The organism is Paracoccus laeviglucosivorans, from assembly GCF_900182695.1.
Lineage (GTDB): Bacteria > Pseudomonadota > Alphaproteobacteria > Rhodobacterales > Rhodobacteraceae > Paracoccus > Paracoccus laeviglucosivorans.
In genome coordinates, this window is record NZ_FXTK01000001.1 from 351901 (window position 1) to 369271 (window position 17371).

Genomic DNA, 17371 nt, shown 5'->3' on the forward strand with positions numbered 1-17371 from the left:
AACCCTTCGCCTAGATGATACGCATGAGCACGCTGAATATTCTTCTCCATCCCGATCCGCGGCTGAAAAAGATCTGCGAGCCCGTGGCCCGCATCACGCCCGAGATCGAGACGCTGGCCGCCGACATGCTGGCGACCATGTATGACGCGCCGGGCGTTGGTCTGGCCGCGCCGCAGGTCGGTGTATTGTCGCGCGTCTATGTCATGGACTGCGAAAAAGACCCCGATGCGGAACGCAGCCCGATCGTGATGGTGAACCCGCAGATCACGTGGTCCTCGGACGCGCTGAACACCTATGAGGAAGGCTGCCTGTCGATCCCTGACCAATATGCCGACGTGACCCGTCCGGCGCAGGTCCGCGTGGAATGGCTGGGGCTGGACGGCAAGAACCACGAACGTGAATTCGACGGGCTGTGGGCCACCTGCGCACAGCACGAAATCGACCATCTGGATGGCAAGCTGTTTCTGGACTATCTAAGCCCGATCAAGCGGCAGATGATCACCCGCCGCATGGTTAAACTGAAACGAGAGCGCGCCCGTGCCTGAGCCCCTGACGGGGAATGACATCGCAAAGGCCCCGGAAGGGCCAGGCCCTGCCGAACTGGCAGGGCGGGGGCGCATTCGTCCCATCCTGATCCATCCAGACCCGGTGCTGCGCCAGATCTGCACGCCTGTCGGCCATCTTAGCTGGGATAGGCTGTGCCAGCTTGCCGGCGATCTGCTGGCGACGATGTATGACGCCAAGGGCCGCGGGCTTGCCGCCCCTCAGATCGGCGAGCCGTTTCGGATGTTCGTGATGGACGCGCATTGGAAATCCGGCGAACCGCAGCCGCGCATCTTTCTGGATCCGACGCTGCTGGCATTTTCGGGCAGCGCGGTGCTTGAGGAAGGCTGTCTGTCGATCCCCGATCATCCCGTGACCGTCGCGCGCCCGACAGAAATCACCTTCGGGCATTTCGACATGATGGGCAACGCGCGTTCGACCACCCTGTCGGGGATCGAGGCGCGGATCGCCCTGCACGAAGCCGATCATCTGGATGGGCGGCTGATCATCGACTACCTGCCGGACGCGGGCAGGCCATAGCGCGGGCCGGGTCGGATTTACCTTTTTGCGCCCTCGTGATACCTCGCGCCAATTCCCTGCAAGGCAAGCCCGATGACCGTCCGTCCCTTCATCCCTTATACCGACCGCCGCCTGCATACACCCGCCGAGCCGGTCGAGACGATCACCGAAACCGTTCGGATGATCTGGGACGACATGATCGACACGATGAACGCGATGCCGGGCGTCGGTCTTGCCGCGCCGCAGATCGGTATCACGCAGCGTCTGGCCGTGGTCGATGCCTCGGACAAGCGCGGGCAGGCCGTGCGCATGGCCAACCCCGAGGTGCTGCACGCCTCGGTCCAGCTTCGCCCGCATGACGAGGCAAGCCCGAACCTGCCCGGCGTCCATGCCCGCATCGAACGTCCCCGCGCCGTCACCGTGCGCTTTCTGAACGATCAGGGCGAGATCGAGGACCGCGATTTCGTCGGTCTTTGGGCCACCTCGGTGCAGCACCAGATCGACCACCTGAATGGCAAGGTCTATGTCGATCACCTGACGCCGTTGCGCCGCAAGATGCTGGTGGCGAAATCGGCCAAGCTGTCCCGGCGCTAGGGGCGGCAGCTTTCCTTTCGCGCGGGTCGCGTCTAGGCTGAACCCGATACCGGGCCGCAGCCGATTTGGGCAAAGCGGTCCTGCGGAAAGGAATTCATGCCCATGTTTTCGGTCCTGCCGCTGCTTGCCGGGTTGCTGATGGTCGCGGCTGCGCTGACGCCATCGCTGATCCCGCGTGACTGGATCATGCAGGGCGTGCTGGGCGGCGTGTCGATGACTGCGGGCTATCTGGCGACGCAATTCCTGCTGGCAATCTGGCGGACGCTGGAAATTCCGGTCCTTCCGCGCCGCTGGGCGACCATCGCCCATGCCATTCTTGCCATTCCCGTCATGGCCGTGCTGGTGCGCTGCGTGGCGCTGGCCGATCAGTGGCAGAACGCCATCCGCGAACGCATGGGCATGCCCGAACTTGAGGCCGCGAACACCACCAAGATGCTGCTGCTGACAGCCGCGATATTCGTCGCGCTGTTCCTGCTGGGCCGCGCCGTTCAGGGCCTGTTCGATCTGCTGCGCACCCGGCTTGCGCGCCACATCCCCGTCACCAGTGCCAATGTGCTGGGCCTGCTGCTGGCCGGGCTGATCGTCGTCACGCTGACCCGCGACGGCGTGGTGCAATGGGCGTTCGGCATTGCCGACAGTTCCTATGCCGCGGCCCAGCATCTGACCGATGCCGATGCCGAACCCCCGTCCGAGGGTTGGCGCTCGGGCGGGCCGGGATCGCTGATCGACTGGGATCTGATGGGCAAACCGGGGCGCGATTTCGTATCGGGCGGTCCGCGCGCCCCGGCGATTGCCGCCTTTACCGGACGCCCGGCGCTGGAGCCGTTGCGCATCTATGTCGGCTTGGCGCAGGACAAAGACCCCGAAACCCGCGCACGCATCGCGCTGGAGGAGATGATCCGCACCGGCGCGTTCGAACGCCGCGTGCTGGTGCTGGCCAGCCCCACCGGCACGGGCTGGATGGACCCCGCCAGCTATGACGCGCTGGAATACATGCACGAAGGCAATGTGGCCACGGTCGCGCTGCAATATTCCTATCTGCAAAGCCCGCTGGCACTGATCTTTGAAACCGAATCCGGGCTGGACCAGACCACGGCGATCATGCGGCTGGTCTATGACCATTGGCGCAGCCTGCCCGCGGACGCCCGACCCCGACTTTATCTGCACGGCATTTCGCTGGGTGCGTGGTCGTCGATGTATGCGCTGAACCCGTTCCAGATGATGAACGAGCCGGTCTCGGGCGCGTTCTGGGTCGGCCCGCCCTTCCCCTCGACCCTGTGGCGTCAGGCGAACGAGGCGCGGGTGCCCGGCAGCCCCCTGATCCTGCCCCAGGTCGATCAGGGCGAGGTGATCCGCTATGCCAGCCAATTCGCTCCGCCCGACCGTTCGGGCAAACCGTGGGGGCGGCTGCGCATCCTGTTTTTGCAACATGCCAGCGACCCGATCGTGTTCTATGACCCCGCCTCGCTTTGGCGCGCGCCGGAATGGATGCGCGAACCGACCGCGCCGGACGTGTCGCCACAGCTGAGCTTCACCCCCATCGTGACGCAGCTTCAACTCGCCGTGGACATGCTGGTATCCACCTCGACGCCGCCGGGCTTCGGGCATATCTACGACGCCAGCGAATATATCGACGGCTGGGTCTCGGTCTCTGCCCCGCAAGGGTGGAGCGCCGAGGATACAGCCCGGCTCAAGGCGAAATGTGGAAAGGGCGGCCTGATCGGATGCGACAACGGCTGACATTGCTGGCCGTCACGGCGGTCATGGTCCTGCTGTTGCTGGGGCTGAACACCGCGCGCAATGCAGCGGGCTGGCAGCCGATCGTCCAGACGCCTGCCCAACGCGAACAGCTTTTGTCGGGCGCATGGCGCATCCTGACGCCCCCCACCCCCGGCCCGCACAAGGCGGCGGTGCTGCTGTCGGGATGTGACGGGGTGCATGACAACATGGATTACTGGGCGCAGGTCATGCTGGAGCAGGGCCGCGCGGTGATGATCCTTGACAGCCACAGCCCACGCAGCCTGAACGTCGCGCAGGCGTGGCGGGCGGTCTGTGCGGGGCAGTTGCTGGCCGGGGCCGAACGCGGCGGCGATCTGGCCGTGGCGCTGGCCGCGCTGCGCCGCATGCCGGGGATCGACGCGCAGGACGTGGCGATCCTTGGCGCCTCGCATGGCGGCTGGTCCGCGATGGAGCTGCTGGCCGCGCTGGACCGCGACGCCCCGCCCCCCGGCCTGTCCGCATGGCCCGCCCCCCGCCGCGCGCTTGAGGCCGAGATCGGCCCGGTCGTGCTGCTTTACCCCTATTGCGGTCTGATCAGCGGCGCGGGCAGTGCGCATTGGCCCGATCAGGCGCGCGGGCTGATGATCCTGTCGCAGCATGACAGCATCACCGACAGCGCCGCCTGCCGGGCGATGTCCGACCAGCTGGTCGCCCAAGGTGCCCATCTGAAGTATCGCACCATGCCCGGCGTCGATCACGGTTTCGACCAGAACGAACGCTCGGTGCTGTCGCCTTTGCAGTTCGACGCCCGCGCGCGCGATCGGGCGCGGCTGCTGGTCGATGATTTCATGGGCTTTGCATCCGGTCCCCGCGTCGGCATATGAAAGGCCGCGAACAAGCGGGAAAGGGCCGGATATGCGCGTGATCTTCATGGGAACCCCGGATTTCTCGGTCCCGGCGCTGCGGGCAATTGCCGCGCGCCACGATGTCGTCGCCGTCTATTCCCAGCCACCGCGCGCCGCCGGACGCGGGCAAAAGCCCCGCCTCTCGCCGGTCCATCAGGCGGCCGAGGCGCTGAATATCCCCGTTCGCACCCCCGAACGCCTGAAATCGCCGCAGGATCAGGCGGATTTCGCAGCCTTGCAGGCAGATGTCGCCGTGGTCGTGGCTTACGGGCTGATCCTGCCGCAGCCGGTTCTGGACGCCCCGCGTCTGGGTTGCCTGAACATCCACGCATCCCTGCTGCCGCGCTGGCGCGGGGCAGCGCCGATCCACCGCGCGATCATGTCGGGCGACGCCGAAACCGGCGTCGCAATCATGCAGATGGAGGCGGGGCTGGATACCGGCCCCGTTCTGGCCGAGGCACGCACCCCTATCGGCGCGCAGGAAACCACCGCCGATCTGCATGACCGGCTGTCGGATATGGGTGCTGCACTGATCGTGGATACGCTGGACGGCCTGCCTCTGTCTGCCGCACCGCAAGCTGCGGACGGCGTGACCTATGCCACCAAGATCGACAAGGCCGAGGCGCGGATCGACTGGACCCTGCCCGCAGTCCTGATCGACCGCCAGATCCGCGGCCTGTCCCCCTTTCCCGGTGCGTGGTGCATGATCGGGACCGAGCGGGTGAAGCTGCTGCGCTCGCGCCTTGCTGCGGGGTCTGGCGCGCCGGGTCAGGTGCTGCACGGCTTCACCATTGCCTGCGGCGATGGCGCGGTCGAGATCACCGAGGCCCAACGCGAAGGCAAGCGCCCCATGCCCACGGCCGAAATCCTGCGCGGGCTGAACCTGCCAAGCGTGCTGGATTAGGTTCCGCGCGGCTTGGCGCGGGTGGTCGGGTCGGCCTCCAGCGGGTTTTCCGGCCAGGGGTGGCGCGGATAGCGGCCGCGCATATCCTTGCGCACATCGCCGTAGCCCCCGGTCCAGAAGCCCGGCAGGTCGGTCGTGACCGCAATGGGCTTGCCGCCCGGCGACACCATCGTGATCCGCAGCGGCCTGCCGCCCACGACCGGATGTCGCGCAACCCCGAACAGTTCTTGCAGCTTCAGCTCGATGCTGGGGGTTTCCGCGTCATAGTCTATGGGCACCTTGCGCCCCAAAGGCGTCACGAAATGCGCGGGTGCGGCGCGGCCCAGCCGTTCCTGCCCGTCCCAGCCGATGCGGGCCTTCAGGGCCTCGGTCAGGTCCAGGTTGCGCAGATCGGCCAACGTGCGGACCCGGCCAAGATAGGGCAGCAGCCAATCGGGATCGGCCAGCAGCGCCGTGTCATCCACCGCGCCCAGTTCCGGTATCAGCGCGATCCGCGCCCGCAACCGCGCCGCAGCAGGCGTCCAGTTCAAGCCGTTCAGCCGCAGCCCCTCGAACGCGGCGCGGGCCATGGCCTCGGGGTCGGGATCGTCCAGCGCGCGGTCGGCCAGCACCAGCGCCCCAAGGCGTTCCTGCCGCCGCGCCAGAATGCGGTTGTCGCGGCGCGACCATTCGACGGTTTCGACGGTGGCGATACTTTCGGCGAAGATCTGGCGCAGTTCGTCCTCATCAACGGGGGCGGCCATGCGGATGCGGGCTTCGCGCGTATCGCCGTCCAGATCGGTCGCCACGATGAAGCGGGCATTGGCCAAGGCATCGCCATCGGGCAGCACCGCACCCTTGCCCCCCGACAGCACATAGCGCGGCTGATCGCCCTTGCGCCGCAGCCCGATGCGGTCGGGATAGGCCAGCGCCGCCATCGCGCCCGGCGACATGCGCGTGCTTTCAGGGACCATGCGGCGCAACCGCTTGGCCTCATCCCGGATGCGGTGCAGCCCGCCCGCATTCAGCGGCCAGGGGTGGCGGTCCTGATAGGCGCGGGCATCGCGGATCGCGGTCAGACGCAGGGTCAGATCGGTCGGCGCGCCGGTCAGCGGGTCGCGTTCGTCCATCAGCGCGGCCAGATCGGCGGCGTCGCGCCCTGCCGTCACCAGCATATGCGCCAGACGCGGATGCAGCGGCAGCAGTGCCAAGGCGCGGCCATGCGCGGTAATGCGACCATCGGCGTCCAGCGCGCCAAGATCGCGCAGCAGTGCCCGCGCCTCGGCCAGCCCTGCCTCGGGCGGGCGGGTCAGAAAGGCGAGATCGGCCCCGTCGCTGCCCCAGTTCGCCAGCTCCAGCGCAAGGCCCGCCAGATCGGCGACGGCAATCTCGGGCGGGGCAAAGGCGGGCAGCGCACCTTCTTCGGCCCGCGCCCACATCCGGTAGCAGATGCCCGGCGCGACACGCCCAGCGCGACCCCGGCGCTGCTCTGCCTCGGCCCGGCTGACGCGTTCGGTCACCAGCCGCGACATGCCGCTGCCCGGATCAAAGCGCGCGCGCCGCGCACGCCCCGCATCGACCACCACCTTCACATCGGGAATGGTCAATGAGGTTTCTGCGATCGCCGTCGCCAGCACGATGCGGCGACGGCCTTGCGCGGGCTGCATCGCGGCCCGCTGCGCCTTGAAATCCATCGCGCCGAACAGCGGGACCACATCGGCATCAAGGTTCAGAGCGGCGGCGACGCGGCGTATCTCTCCCTCTCCGGGCAGGAAGGTCAGGACGGTGCCGCCCAGATCGCGGGTGGCGGCAAATGCTTCGGTGACCAGCCGCGCCGCCTCGGGGATCAGCCGCGCCCCTGCGAGAAGCGGACGGTCCAGCCAGCGGGTCTCGACGGGAAATGCCCGCCCTTCCGAGGTCACGATCGGCGCATCGTCCAGCAGCGCCGCGACCGGAGCCGCGTCAAGCGTGGCCGACATGACGACCAGCATCAGGTCGGGTCGCAGCGCCACCCGCGCCTCATACGCCAAGGCCAGTCCCAGATCGGCATTCAGGCTGCGTTCGTGGAATTCGTCAAAGATCACGCAGCCCACGCCGTCCAGCGATGGGTCGGATTGCAGCATCCGAGTCAGGATGCCTTCGGTGACAACCTCGATCCGCTTGCCTGCGACCGCCTCGCCGCGGATGCGATAGCCGACGGTCTGGCCCAAGGGCTCGCCCAGCGTTTCCGCCATACGCTCGGCAGCGGCGCGGGCGGCAAGGCGGCGCGGTTCAAGCATGACGATGCGGCCTTGGGCCACGGGCAACAGCGCCAAGGGCACGCGCGTCGTTTTACCCGCGCCCGGCGGTGCCATCAGCACGGCGCGGCCATGCGCGGCAAGGGCGGCGGTCAATTCGGGTAAGGCGGCATCTATGGGCAACTGCATGGCCGCCTTATCGCAAAGCCGCGACGGCGCGGAAAGATGCGATGGGCGTTTACGATTCGTTGACAGATTCGTAATCATGGACACAAATCAACCAAAGGTTGATGCCGCGAGGATTGCGATGGACCCGAGCCTGCTTGTTTTGCTGCTGCCGCTGGGGGCTGCCGCCTTTGCCGGACTGATCGTGGACAGCAACGATTCTGACGACCCCGTGCCGGAGCCGGAGCCGGAGCCGGAGCCGGAGCCGGAGCCGGAGCCGGAGCCGGAGCCGGAGCCGGAGCCGGAGCCGGAGCCGGAGCCGGAGCCGGAGCCGGAGCCGGAGCCGGAGCCGGAGACAATCACTTTGATCGGCACGGATGGCAATGACCGTCTGTCAAACGATTACTATAATCCCACCGTCCCCTATGACATTCGCGGCGGCGCGGGAAATGACACGATCATCGGATGTGACGCGCTGGCCTCTCATGCAGGTTCGCAGCAAGTCCATCACAGCTGGCATGTCGGCGAAACGAATGACACCCTGGACGGTGGTGCTGGCGATGACCGGATATTCTTCGACCTTGCCGATATCGTCACCAGTGGCACGGGCGCTGATACGATCGGTGGATATGTGAACCAGGGCCATCAGGCGATCATCACCGATTTCGACCCGGCCCATGACTGGCTGCGCCTGAATTTCGACCCGGATGAGGCGGGCGGCCCCGACGACCGCTTTGCAAATGTGTCGATCGTCGAGGAAAACGGCGACACGGTGATCCAGCTGGGCGGTATCGAGGTCACCCGGATCTTGGGACGCACGGGCCTGAACATCGGATATGAGACGAACCTCGTGCGCTACAATTATCAGGGCGTGGATTATGTCTATGAGGCGGACAGCGATCTTGAGGCGCACTCGGAATGGGGCGGCCCCATCCATACCGACCTGAACGGCAACGAAGTCGCGCGTGAGGAGCTGGATGTGGTGCTGAACAGCTATTTGTCCTTCAACACCTAAGCCCTACACATCCTGCGCCGCGCCGCCTATCTTTCATCGGCGTGCGAAGTGCAGGAGACGTAATGGGTATCGCCGACGATCTGATGCAGGGGCTTGGGATTTCGGACCCCGTGATCCGGCTGGGTGTGACGGGGCTTTCACGGGCGGGCAAGACGGTATTCATCACCTCGCTGGTGGCCAATCTGCTGGATCGGGGGCGGATGACGGCACTGCGCGCGGCAGCCGACGGCTCGCTCAAGGCGGCATGGTTGCAGCCGCAGCCCGACGACACCGTGCCGCGTTTCGACTTCGAACGGCATCTGGCGGCGATGACCGGCCCCGATCCGCATTGGCCCGAAGGCACGCGCCATGTCAGCCAGTTGCGCCTGTCCTTGCGCGTGCAGCCGCGCGGGCTGCTGGCGGGGTGGCGCGGTCAGCAGGTGCTGCATCTGGATATTGTGGATTATCCGGGTGAATGGCTGCTGGACCTGCGCCTGATGGACAGGGACTTTGCCGAATGGTCGCGCGAGGTGATGGAGCGCATGGCCGGAAGGCCCGGCGCACAGGAATTCCTTGCCGCCGTTGCCGGCACAGACCGCAAGAGCTTTGATGAAACGGCGGGGCAGAAACTTGCCGCCGCCTATACCCGCCACCTGCATCTGGCCCGAGAGGCGGGCTGGTCGGATTGCACCCCCGGCCGCTTCCTGATGCCCGGAGAACTGGAGGGCTCGCCCGCGCTGACATTCACGCCGTTGCCGCCCGATCTGGCCGACACCCCGGTCTGGCGCGAGTTTTCGCGCCGCTTCGGGGCCTATAAGTCGCGTGTGGTGCGCCCATTTTTCCGCGACCACTTCGCCCGCATCGACCGTCAGGTGGTGCTGATGGACGTGCTGGGCGCGATCCATGCCGGACCTCAGGCGGTCGAGGATATGCGCCGCGCCATGGCAGACATCCTGACCGCGTTCCGCCCCGGTCGCGCAGGCTGGCTGTCGCAGATCCTTGGGACGCGGCGGGTCGAGCGCATCCTGTTTGCCGCCACCAAGGCCGATCACCTGCATCACCTGCAGCATCCGCGCCTGACCGCGATCACCGGCGCCATGCTGCGCGAGGCGCGCGACCGTGCCGATTTCTCGGGCGCGCGGACCGAAGCCATGTCCATCGCATCGCTGCGCACCACGACCGAGGAACTGATCCGGCAGGATGGCGAGGAATTGCCCGCCGTGCGCGGCACGCTGATGGATGGGCGGCAAGCCGCGTTCTATCCCGGTGAACTGCCACAGAATCCCGCCGAATTGCTGGTCCCGGCCCAACAGGGTGCGACGGGCTGGCTGGACGGCGATTATGCCGTCATGGATTTCGCACCCGCGCAGAATACCATGCGGGCGGGCGACGGCCCGCCGCATATCCGGCTGGACCGCGCGGCTGAATTCCTGATCGGAGACCAGATCTGATGTCTGAGAACGGAAAACGCCGCGGCCCCATCCTGATCGAGATGGGCGATCCCCGCCCCGAACCGCAACCCGCCCCCGATACCCCGCAGGCCGAGTCCGAGCCACCGCGCCGCGACGACCGCGCCCGCCGTGCGCCCCGGACCGAGGCGGGGGACACCCCCTCGCCCGCCGATGCGCCGATGATCGACGACGGGCTGCAATCGGTGCTGCCAGAACCGCGCACGATGCAGCTTGTTGCGCGGCTGGTGGGCAAAGGGCCGTCGCCGATGACGCGGTTCTTTATCAATACGGGCGTGGCGCTGTTTACATTCCTTTTGTCGGTGGCGGCGCTGCGCTATCTGACGAACCTGATGAATGCCTATCCGCTGCTGGGGATGATCGGCTTTGCGCTGATGATCCTGTTCTGCATCGCAGCACTTGGCATGGCATGGCGCGAATATCGCGCCTGGGCGCGGTTCGGCGCGATCGACGGCATCAACCGGGCGGCGGGTGCCGCCATGGCCTCGGGGGATGTCAAGGCCGCGCAGGATGTCGTGGGCCGGATGGAGCAGCTTTACCGCGACCGGGCCGAGTTGGAATGGGGCCGCAAGCGCCTGGCCGAGCAAAAGGCCGAAGCCTATGACGCGGTGACGCTGATTTCCGTGGCCGAGGCCGAGTTGCTGGCCCCCCTGGATCAACAGGCCCGGCGCGAGATCGAGGCGGCGGCCCGCACCGTCGCCGCAGCCACCGCGCTGATCCCGCTGGCTTTGGCCGATGTGATCGCCGCTTTGGCCGCGAACCTGCGCATGATCCGCCGCATGGCCGAGATTTATGGCGGGCGGGCGGGCGCTGTCGGCGGCTGGCGCTTGGCGCGCACGGTGATGACGCATCTGATCGCGACCGGCGCGGTAGCTGCGGGCGACGATCTGATCCACACGGTCGCTGGCGGGGGGATTCTTGCCAAGGTCTCGAAACGCTTTGGCGAGGGGGTGGTGAACGGCGCGCTGACCGCTCGCGTCGGCATTGCCGCGATGGAGGTCTGTCGCCCCCTGCCGTTTGTCCAGCAGCCGCGTCCCACCGTGGGCAACCTGATCGCGCGCGGACTGAAGGGGCTGTTCGGCGAGGAAGCGGCGAAGTAACCGCCTGATGGCTTGTGCCGTATGGGTATTTGCAGAACTAAGAAGTCGTGATGCGCCGCGCATCTTCCCCTTTTGCTGCGTGTTTTGACGGATGATTGGTTTCCCGCCGCATTGTTTCGCGTATTGATGGCCCATGACACCGCGCCGCTTTGCCCTGTCGATCATGGCTGTCGTTCTGGTCCTGGGCATCGGGGCCGGGGCGCGGGACCGGTTTGACGATTGGGTGCGAACGACCGGATTACCCCGGCTGGACGTGCCGGTGGGCGTTGAAGTTCTGGCCCGTGATGGGTCGCTTTTGCGGGCGTTTCAAGTGGCAGACGGGCGCTGGCGGCTGGACGCGCCCGTCGTCGATCCGCTGTTTCTGGACATGCTGATGCTGTGGGAAGACAGGCGCTTTCAGTCCCATGGTGGCGTCGATCCGCGCGCGATGCTGCGGGCGGGCTGGCAGGCCGTCACGCAGGGCCGCGTTGTTTCGGGTGGATCGACCCTGACGATGCAGGTCGCGCGGCTGATCGAGGAGGGGCCGACCGGGCAATGGTCCGGCAAGGGCCGGCAGATCCGGCTGGCCTTGGCGCTGGAGCAGCATCTGACCAAGCGCCAGATCATGCAGCTATACCTGCGGCTGGCCCCTTATGGTGCGAATGTCGAGGGGATCCGCGCCGCAAGCCTGCAATGGTTCGGCAAGGAGCCGCGCCGTCTGTCGCCCGCGCAGGCCGCCTTGCTGGTCGCGCTGCCGCAATCGCCCGAGACGCGGCGTCCCGACCGGTTTCCTGACGCCGCATCGGCCGCGCGCAATCGCGTGCTGGCCCGCGCCGCGCAGGCGGGGCTGTTGTCGGACGCAGATGCGCAGGCGGCAATGGCCGAGCCTGTGCCCCGGTTGCGCCGCGCCTTTCCCGCCCATGCGCCCCTGCTGGCAGCAAGGCTGATGCGCGAAAACCCCGGCGCGGCCCGGATCGAGACCACCATAGACCCGCGCCTGCAACGCCGGGCCGAGGAGCTTGCCTCGCGCGCGGTCAATGGGGCGGGGCGGCGGCTGTCGGCGGCGATCGTCCTGGCCGATCACCGCAGCGGCGAGATTCTGGCCGAGGTGGGCGCGGCGGACTGGACCGATGGCAGCTCTGCCGGGTTCGTGGATATGACACGGGCATGGCGCAGCCCCGGATCGACGCTGAAGCCATTCGTCTATGGCCTGGCCTTTGATGACGGGCTGGCCCATCCCGAAACGCTGATCGAGGATCGACCGACTGCCTTTGGCCGTTGGCAGCCGCAGAATTTCGACCACATGTTCCGCGGCACGGTCAGCCTGAAGAATGCGCTGATATGGTCGCTGAACATCCCGGTCGTGAAGCTGGCCGATGCCGTGGGGCCGAACCGCATCGCGCAGGCTTTGCGGCGCGGCGGGATCGACCTGCGCCTGCCCGGAGACGCGCCGGGGCTGGCGCTGGTGCTGGGCGGCGGCGGCGTGACGCTGGAGGGGCTGACGCAAGGCTATGCCGCGCTGGCCCGTGGTGGTCAGGGGGTCACGCTTTCAGCGCTGCCCGGTGGATCGACCCTGCGCCAGACCCGGATGTTTGGCGCGGGCGCGGCCTGGCAGGTAGGCGACGTGCTGGCCCAGAACCCCGCCCCGCATGGCGCGCGGCTGCGGCCCATGGCCTATAAGACGGGCACATCATACGGGCATCGCGACGCTTTGGCGGTGGGCTATGACGGCGCGCATGTCGGTGCGGTCTGGCTGGGGCGGCCCGATGGGACGCCGGTCCCCGGTGCGTTTGGCGGCGAGCTGGCCGCGCCCGTGTTGTTCGATCTGTTCGACGCGCTGCCCGCCGTGGCCTTGCCCCCGCCCCCGCCGCAGGTGCTGACCCTGCCCGGAAGCGCGCTGCCCCTGCCCCTGCGCCGCTTTTCCGCACCCGGAGAGGTCAGCGCGGGCATCCGCAAAGCGACCCAGCCAGATGCGCTGCGCCTGACCTATCCGCCGGACGGGGCGGAAATCGACACCTCGGGACCGCTGGTGGCCAAGGTGCGCGGCGGGCGCGGGCCCTGGACATTCTTGCTGAACGGCCAACCCATTGCCATATCTTCGTCACGGCCCGAGGCGATGCTGCCCTATCCGGGGGCAGGATTTGCCCAACTGACCGTCATTGATGCCGATGGGGCTGCAGCACATGCGGCAATCCGCATACACTAGGTATATTTTACGCTATGTTAACAAAGTTTGGTCTTCCCTGTGACCGTTTATGCGTCATATTTTCGTCATGCTGCGCATAACCGAACATATTTCCCTTGAAGAATGGGAGTTGAGCGAACATTTTACCCGGTCCCAAGGTCCGGGTGGTCAGAACGTCAACAAGGTCGAAACCGCAGTGGAACTGCGTTTCGAGGCCGAGCGTTCGCCGCATCTGCCCGATCCGGTCAAGATACGGTTGCGCCGCCTTGCCGGCCGACGCTGGACGCAGGATGGCGCCATCCTGATCCGCGCCGAGGAGACCCGCAGCCAGGCCCGCAACCGCGAAATCGCGCGGGAACGGCTGGCAGAACTGATCCGCGAGGCGCTGATTGCGCCGCGTAAACGAATTGCAACCCGACCGACGCTGGGCAGCCAACGCCGCCGGTTAACCGCCAAGACCCAAAGGGGAGAGGTAAAATCCCTGCGCGGCAAGCTCCGCGAGAAAGATGTAAACGAGTGAAGAAACACCTCCGCGACATGTTCGCACGGCTCATCAGCCGAAGACCCCCGGAGATGCAGGTTGCGGCGTTGTGCCGCGACGAATCCGGCAAAGTGCTTTTGATTACCAGCCGCGGCACCGGTCGTTGGATCGTGCCCAAGGGATGGCCCATGCCCGGACGCAGCCTTGCCGAGGCCGCGAAGCAGGAAGCATGGGAAGAAGCCGGGGTCTGCGGCAGGGTCGAGGAGGGACATATCGGCACCTATACCTATGACAAGGTGCAGGATGCCGGTTACTCGATACCCATCGAGGTGCGGGTCTATCCGCTGGCCGTCAAGAAGCTGGCCATGGAATTTCCCGAATCCGAGCAACGCGAACGCAAGTGGTTCATGCCTGACAAGGCGGCGGAACTGGTCGATGAGGCCGGGCTGAAAAAGCTGCTGCGTTCGCTTGCCGTGCCGGACGGATCGCCTGTCTGATGCCACAAAAAGATCCGCAATACCGCATCCTGGACAAAGATCTGGGACGCCTGAGCAATGCCGAACACGCGCGCGTGGTATCGGGCCAGCCGGTGTTGCGGCTGGGGATTGCGCTGGTCTTCATGGCGGTGATGGCGATATTCGCCTCGGCCACGGTGGCGGGGCAACCCGCGACGGGGCTGATGGCGGCATCCATTGCGGTGGCGCTGTATCTGGCGCTGTCCATCGGTGCGAACGATGTGGCCAATTCGCTGTCGCCCGCCGTCGGCGCGGGCGCAATCGGGCTGGTGGCGGGCTTGTGCCTTGTGGCCGTGGTCGAGGTGGCGGGCGCGCTGCTTGCCAGCGGCCCGGTGGCGCGCACCTTGATGCAAGGGCTGATCGGCAACGCCTATCACACCGGGGGCCCGACCGCGAACCTGATGCTGGCGGCGCTGGCGGGGGCCGCGACCTGTATCAGTATCGCGACATGGCTGAACGCACCCATCAGCACCACGCATTCCATCGTCGGCGCGATTGCTGGCGCGGGGGTCGCGGTTTACGGTCTGACCTCGGTCAACTGGCCTGCGCTGGCCTTTGTCGCGATGGGCTGGGTCGCATCTCCGATCGTGTCGGCGCTGCTGGCGGCCGGGCTTTTGTCCAGTATGCACCGCAATATTCTGGACAAGGACGATCCGATCACCGCCGGGCGCAGCTGGCTGACGCTGATGATCGGCGCCACCACGGCCATTCTGGCGCTGTTTGGCGGGCTTGCCTATGGCAAGCCCAACTGGGCGCTGGTGGCGCTGACCGGGCTGGGCGCCGCGCTGCTGGCCGCAGGATACACCTATCACCGCCTGGGCCAGCAGATCGCACAAGGCGAAAAGGGCGATAGCGACGGCATCGCGCTGAAACATCTGCTGGGCCTGCCGCTGATCGTCACGGCCGTCATCATGGGTTTCGGCCATGGTGCCAATAGCAGCGCCAAGGTGGCGGCCCCGCTGACTACCATCCTGACCAGCATCGACGGCGACGGCCCGCTGCTTTTGTCGCCCCTTGTCGTTCTGGGGCTTGCCGGGCTGGGCATCGCGATGGGCGTAATCCTGTTCGGCGGGCGTCTGGTCCAGATGGTCGGCACGCGCATCACCCAGTTGAACCCCGCGCGCGGGTTTTGCGTCACGCTGGCTGCGGCGCTGACGGTACTGGCATTCTCGATGCTTGGCCTGCCGGTTTCGACCACGCATATCTCGGTCGGCGGGGTTTTCGGCGTCGGCCTGTATCGAGAGCTGCGCGACCGCCGCAAGGCCAAGAAGCGCGCGCCCCTGCCCGAAGAAGAGGTCGAGCGGCGGCAGCTGGTCCGCTGGTCCTATGTCCGCCGCATCCTTGGCGCGTGGCTGGTGACCGTGCCCGTCAACGCGGTGGTGGCCGGTCTGCTGGCATCGCTGATCGGGCCTTAGGCGCGGCTCAGCGACGCCTCGCCCGCCGCGCGGGTCTGGGACAAGGTGGCCGTGGTGGTCAGGGCCTCGGGGTCCAGCTGCAGCTCGATCACCGACAGCGTTCCGGCATCGCGGGCGCGGGCGAATGCTGCCGCGAATTGTGCCTGATCGGTCACCCGCTCGCCATGGCCGCCATAGGCGCGGGCCAGCGCGGCAAAGTCCGGGTTCGCCAGATCGGTGCCAGACACGCGGCCGGGATAGGTCTTTTCCTGATGCATCCGTATCGTGCCGTAACGCCCGTTATTGGCCACGATCACGATGACCGCCGCTCCATATTGCGCCGCCGTCGAAAGCTCGTTCAACGTCATCTGGATGCAGCCATCGCCCGCCATGCAGATCACCTCGCGGTCGGGGTGCTGCAACTTGGCGGCAATTGCGGCGGGCAACCCATATCCCATCGACCCCGAGGTGGGCGCAAGCTGCGTCCCGAAGCGACGAAAGCAGTAATAGCGGTGGATAAAGCTGGCGTAATTCCCCGCGCCATTGGTGATGATCGCGTCATCGGGCAGGTTTTCGGACAGCCAGCGCACGGTGTCCTCCATCCGCACGGCGCCGGGGGTGGGCCTGGGCTTTTGCCAATCCTCATGGGCCGCGCGCAATTCCGCGGTCCAATCGTCCCAGCGGCGATGGGCGGGGATATCGGCCAATGCCGCCACCACCTCGCGCGGGTCGGCGACCAGCCCCGGATCGGGACGCCACAGATGCCCCAATTCGTCGGGCGAGGGGTGGATGTGGATCACCCGCGCATGTGGCCGGGTCGGGTCCATCAGCTCATATCCCCGCGTCAGCGTGTCGCCCAGTCGCGACCCCAGCGACAGGATGCAATCGGCCTTTTGCAGCGCCTGTCCCAGAACCGGGTTCGACCCCACGCCCAGATCGCCCACGTAATTGGGATGGGCATTGTCCATATGGCCCTGACGCCGGAACGGTGCCGCGACCGGCAGCCCCCACGCGGCGGCAAAGCGCGCCAGATCGTCGGCCGCCTGCTGCGACCAGACCGAGCCGCCGGGGACGACCAGCGGCCGCGCAGCCCGCGCCAGCGCATCGGCCACCGCTTTGACCGAAGCCGGCGCGACGGCGCGCAACGGCGCGGCCGGGGCAGCAATATCGGGAACCTCGGCGCGGGCGGACAGCATGTCTTCGGGCAGCGCCAGCACCACCGGACCCGGACGGCCCGACATCGCCAGATGAAATGCGCGGCTGATATATTCGGGCAAACGCTCGGTCTGGTCGATCTGCGCCACCCATTTCGCCAGACCGCCGAACATGGTGCGGTAGTCCACCTCCTGGAACGCCTCGCGGTCGCGGTCGCCCCGTGCAATCTGGCCCACGAACAGGATCATCGGGGTCGAATCCTGCATCGCGACATGCACACCCGCGCTGGCATTGGTGGCCCCCGGCCCGCGCGTGACAAAGGCCACGCCGGGCTGGCCGGTCATCTTGCCCTGCGCCTCGGCCATCATGGCAGCGGCACCTTCGTGACGGCACACGATGTTCTGGATCCCCGAGGCGTGCAGCCCGTCCAACGCCGCCAGAAAGCTTTCGCCCGGAACCGAAAACACCCGGCCCACACCGTTCGCTTTCAGGGCATCGACCAGAATTTGACCACCGTGGCGCATTGTCACACAT

General features: G+C 66.9%; 15 protein-coding genes. 13 read left to right on the plus strand and 2 right to left on the minus strand.

Annotated features, from left to right (window positions below; genetic code table 11):
* The first annotated feature begins 23 nt into the window (after positions 1-23).
* From def (FN835_RS01820) to fmt, 6 genes are all read left to right on the plus strand, one after another.
* Positions 24-545 carry a peptide deformylase gene (gene def, locus FN835_RS01820; RefSeq protein ID WP_142661469.1) on the plus strand — a complete coding sequence of 174 codons (522 nt, stop codon included), beginning with the start codon at positions 24-26 and terminating at the stop codon, positions 543-545.
* Entirely contained in the window at positions 538-1083 is a 546-nt protein-coding gene (locus FN835_RS01825) for a peptide deformylase (protein ID WP_142661470.1), read from the plus strand. The genes def (FN835_RS01820) and FN835_RS01825 overlap by 8 nt, the downstream gene beginning before the upstream one ends.
* Before the next feature lie 72 nt (positions 1084-1155).
* Positions 1156-1656 carry a peptide deformylase gene (def, locus tag FN835_RS01830; RefSeq protein WP_142661471.1) on the plus strand — a complete coding sequence of 167 codons (501 nt, stop codon included), beginning with the start codon at positions 1156-1158 and terminating at the stop codon, positions 1654-1656.
* A gap of 96 nt (positions 1657-1752) precedes the next feature.
* Positions 1753-3396, plus strand: a complete 1644-nt coding sequence (locus FN835_RS01835) for an alpha/beta hydrolase (protein ID WP_246098624.1) — start codon at positions 1753-1755, stop codon at positions 3394-3396.
* Positions 3381-4259 (plus strand): dienelactone hydrolase family protein, encoded by an 879-nt coding sequence (locus tag FN835_RS01840; RefSeq protein WP_142661472.1) that lies wholly within the window; start codon positions 3381-3383, stop codon positions 4257-4259. The genes FN835_RS01835 and FN835_RS01840 overlap by 16 nt, the downstream gene beginning before the upstream one ends.
* 31 nt (positions 4260-4290) lie before the next feature.
* Positions 4291-5184, plus strand: a complete 894-nt coding sequence (gene fmt, locus FN835_RS01845; RefSeq protein ID WP_142661473.1) for a methionyl-tRNA formyltransferase — start codon at positions 4291-4293, stop codon at positions 5182-5184.
* Here fmt and hrpB read toward each other — a convergent pair.
* Complete coding sequence (hrpB, locus tag FN835_RS01850; RefSeq protein ID WP_142661474.1) at positions 5181-7589, minus strand: ATP-dependent helicase HrpB; 2409 nt, start codon at positions 7587-7589, stop codon at positions 5181-5183. The two genes, fmt and hrpB, sit on opposite strands and share 4 nt — an antisense overlap.
* Positions 7590-7707: 118 nt before the next feature.
* On the opposite strand from hrpB, the gene FN835_RS01855 reads away from it, so the two are divergent.
* From FN835_RS01855 to FN835_RS01885, 7 genes are all read left to right on the plus strand, one after another.
* Positions 7708-8580: a hypothetical protein gene (locus FN835_RS01855; RefSeq protein ID WP_142661475.1), complete on the plus strand. Its 873-nt coding sequence runs from the start codon at positions 7708-7710 to the stop codon at positions 8578-8580.
* A 62-nt stretch (positions 8581-8642) separates the two neighbouring features.
* A complete protein-coding gene (locus FN835_RS01860) occupies positions 8643-10010 on the plus strand; it encodes a YcjX family GTP-binding protein (protein ID WP_142661476.1) in 1368 nt (455 codons plus the stop codon).
* A complete protein-coding gene (locus FN835_RS01865; protein ID WP_142661477.1) occupies positions 10010-11128 on the plus strand; it encodes a YcjF family protein in 1119 nt (372 codons plus the stop codon). Before FN835_RS01860 ends, FN835_RS01865 begins: the two co-directional genes overlap by 1 nt.
* Positions 11129-11261: 133 nt before the next feature.
* Positions 11262-13313: a penicillin-binding protein 1C gene (gene pbpC / locus FN835_RS01870; protein WP_142661478.1), complete on the plus strand. Its 2052-nt coding sequence runs from the start codon at positions 11262-11264 to the stop codon at positions 13311-13313.
* Positions 13314-13380: 67 nt separating this feature from the next.
* Positions 13381-13812, plus strand: a complete 432-nt coding sequence (arfB, locus tag FN835_RS01875) for an alternative ribosome rescue aminoacyl-tRNA hydrolase ArfB (RefSeq protein WP_142661549.1) — start codon at positions 13381-13383, stop codon at positions 13810-13812.
* A gap of 53 nt (positions 13813-13865) precedes the next feature.
* Complete coding sequence (locus FN835_RS01880; RefSeq protein ID WP_342778577.1) at positions 13866-14270, plus strand: NUDIX hydrolase; 405 nt, start codon at positions 13866-13868, stop codon at positions 14268-14270.
* On the plus strand, positions 14270-15703 hold the full coding sequence (locus tag FN835_RS01885; RefSeq protein ID WP_142661479.1) for an inorganic phosphate transporter: 1434 nt from the start codon (positions 14270-14272) through the stop codon (positions 15701-15703). The genes FN835_RS01880 and FN835_RS01885 overlap by 1 nt, the downstream gene beginning before the upstream one ends.
* On the opposite strand, the gene FN835_RS01890 is transcribed toward FN835_RS01885, so the two are convergent.
* Positions 15700-17361 (minus strand): thiamine pyrophosphate-binding protein, encoded by a 1662-nt coding sequence (locus FN835_RS01890; RefSeq protein ID WP_142661551.1) that lies wholly within the window; start codon positions 17359-17361, stop codon positions 15700-15702. The two genes, FN835_RS01885 and FN835_RS01890, sit on opposite strands and share 4 nt — an antisense overlap.
* Positions 17362-17371: the final 10 nt, after the last annotated feature.

Excerpts from the sequence above, each read along its gene's own strand:
- def (WP_142661469.1), top strand. The coding sequence starts at position 24 with ATGAGCACGCTGAATATTCTTCTCCATCCCGATCCGCGGCTGAAAAAG.
- def (WP_142661471.1), top strand. The coding sequence starts at position 1,156 with ATGACCGTCCGTCCCTTCATCCCTTATACCGACCGCCGCCTGCATACA.
- FN835_RS01835 (WP_246098624.1), top strand. The coding sequence starts at position 1,753 with ATGCCCATGTTTTCGGTCCTGCCGCTGCTTGCCGGGTTGCTGATGGTC.
- FN835_RS01840 (WP_142661472.1), top strand. The coding sequence starts at position 3,381 with ATGCGACAACGGCTGACATTGCTGGCCGTCACGGCGGTCATGGTCCTG.
- fmt (WP_142661473.1), top strand. The coding sequence starts at position 4,291 with ATGCGCGTGATCTTCATGGGAACCCCGGATTTCTCGGTCCCGGCGCTG.
- hrpB (WP_142661474.1), bottom strand. The coding sequence starts at position 7,589 with ATGCAGTTGCCCATAGATGCCGCCTTACCCGAATTGACCGCCGCCCTT.
- FN835_RS01855 (WP_142661475.1), top strand. The coding sequence starts at position 7,708 with ATGGACCCGAGCCTGCTTGTTTTGCTGCTGCCGCTGGGGGCTGCCGCC.
- FN835_RS01860 (WP_142661476.1), top strand. The coding sequence starts at position 8,643 with ATGGGTATCGCCGACGATCTGATGCAGGGGCTTGGGATTTCGGACCCC.
- FN835_RS01865 (WP_142661477.1), top strand. The coding sequence starts at position 10,010 with ATGTCTGAGAACGGAAAACGCCGCGGCCCCATCCTGATCGAGATGGGC.
- pbpC (WP_142661478.1), top strand. The coding sequence starts at position 11,262 with ATGACACCGCGCCGCTTTGCCCTGTCGATCATGGCTGTCGTTCTGGTC.
- arfB (WP_142661549.1), top strand. The coding sequence starts at position 13,381 with ATGCTGCGCATAACCGAACATATTTCCCTTGAAGAATGGGAGTTGAGC.
- FN835_RS01880 (WP_342778577.1), top strand. The coding sequence starts at position 13,866 with ATGCAGGTTGCGGCGTTGTGCCGCGACGAATCCGGCAAAGTGCTTTTG.
- FN835_RS01885 (WP_142661479.1), top strand. The coding sequence starts at position 14,270 with ATGCCACAAAAAGATCCGCAATACCGCATCCTGGACAAAGATCTGGGA.
- FN835_RS01890 (WP_142661551.1), bottom strand. The coding sequence starts at position 17,361 with ATGCGCCACGGTGGTCAAATTCTGGTCGATGCCCTGAAAGCGAACGGT.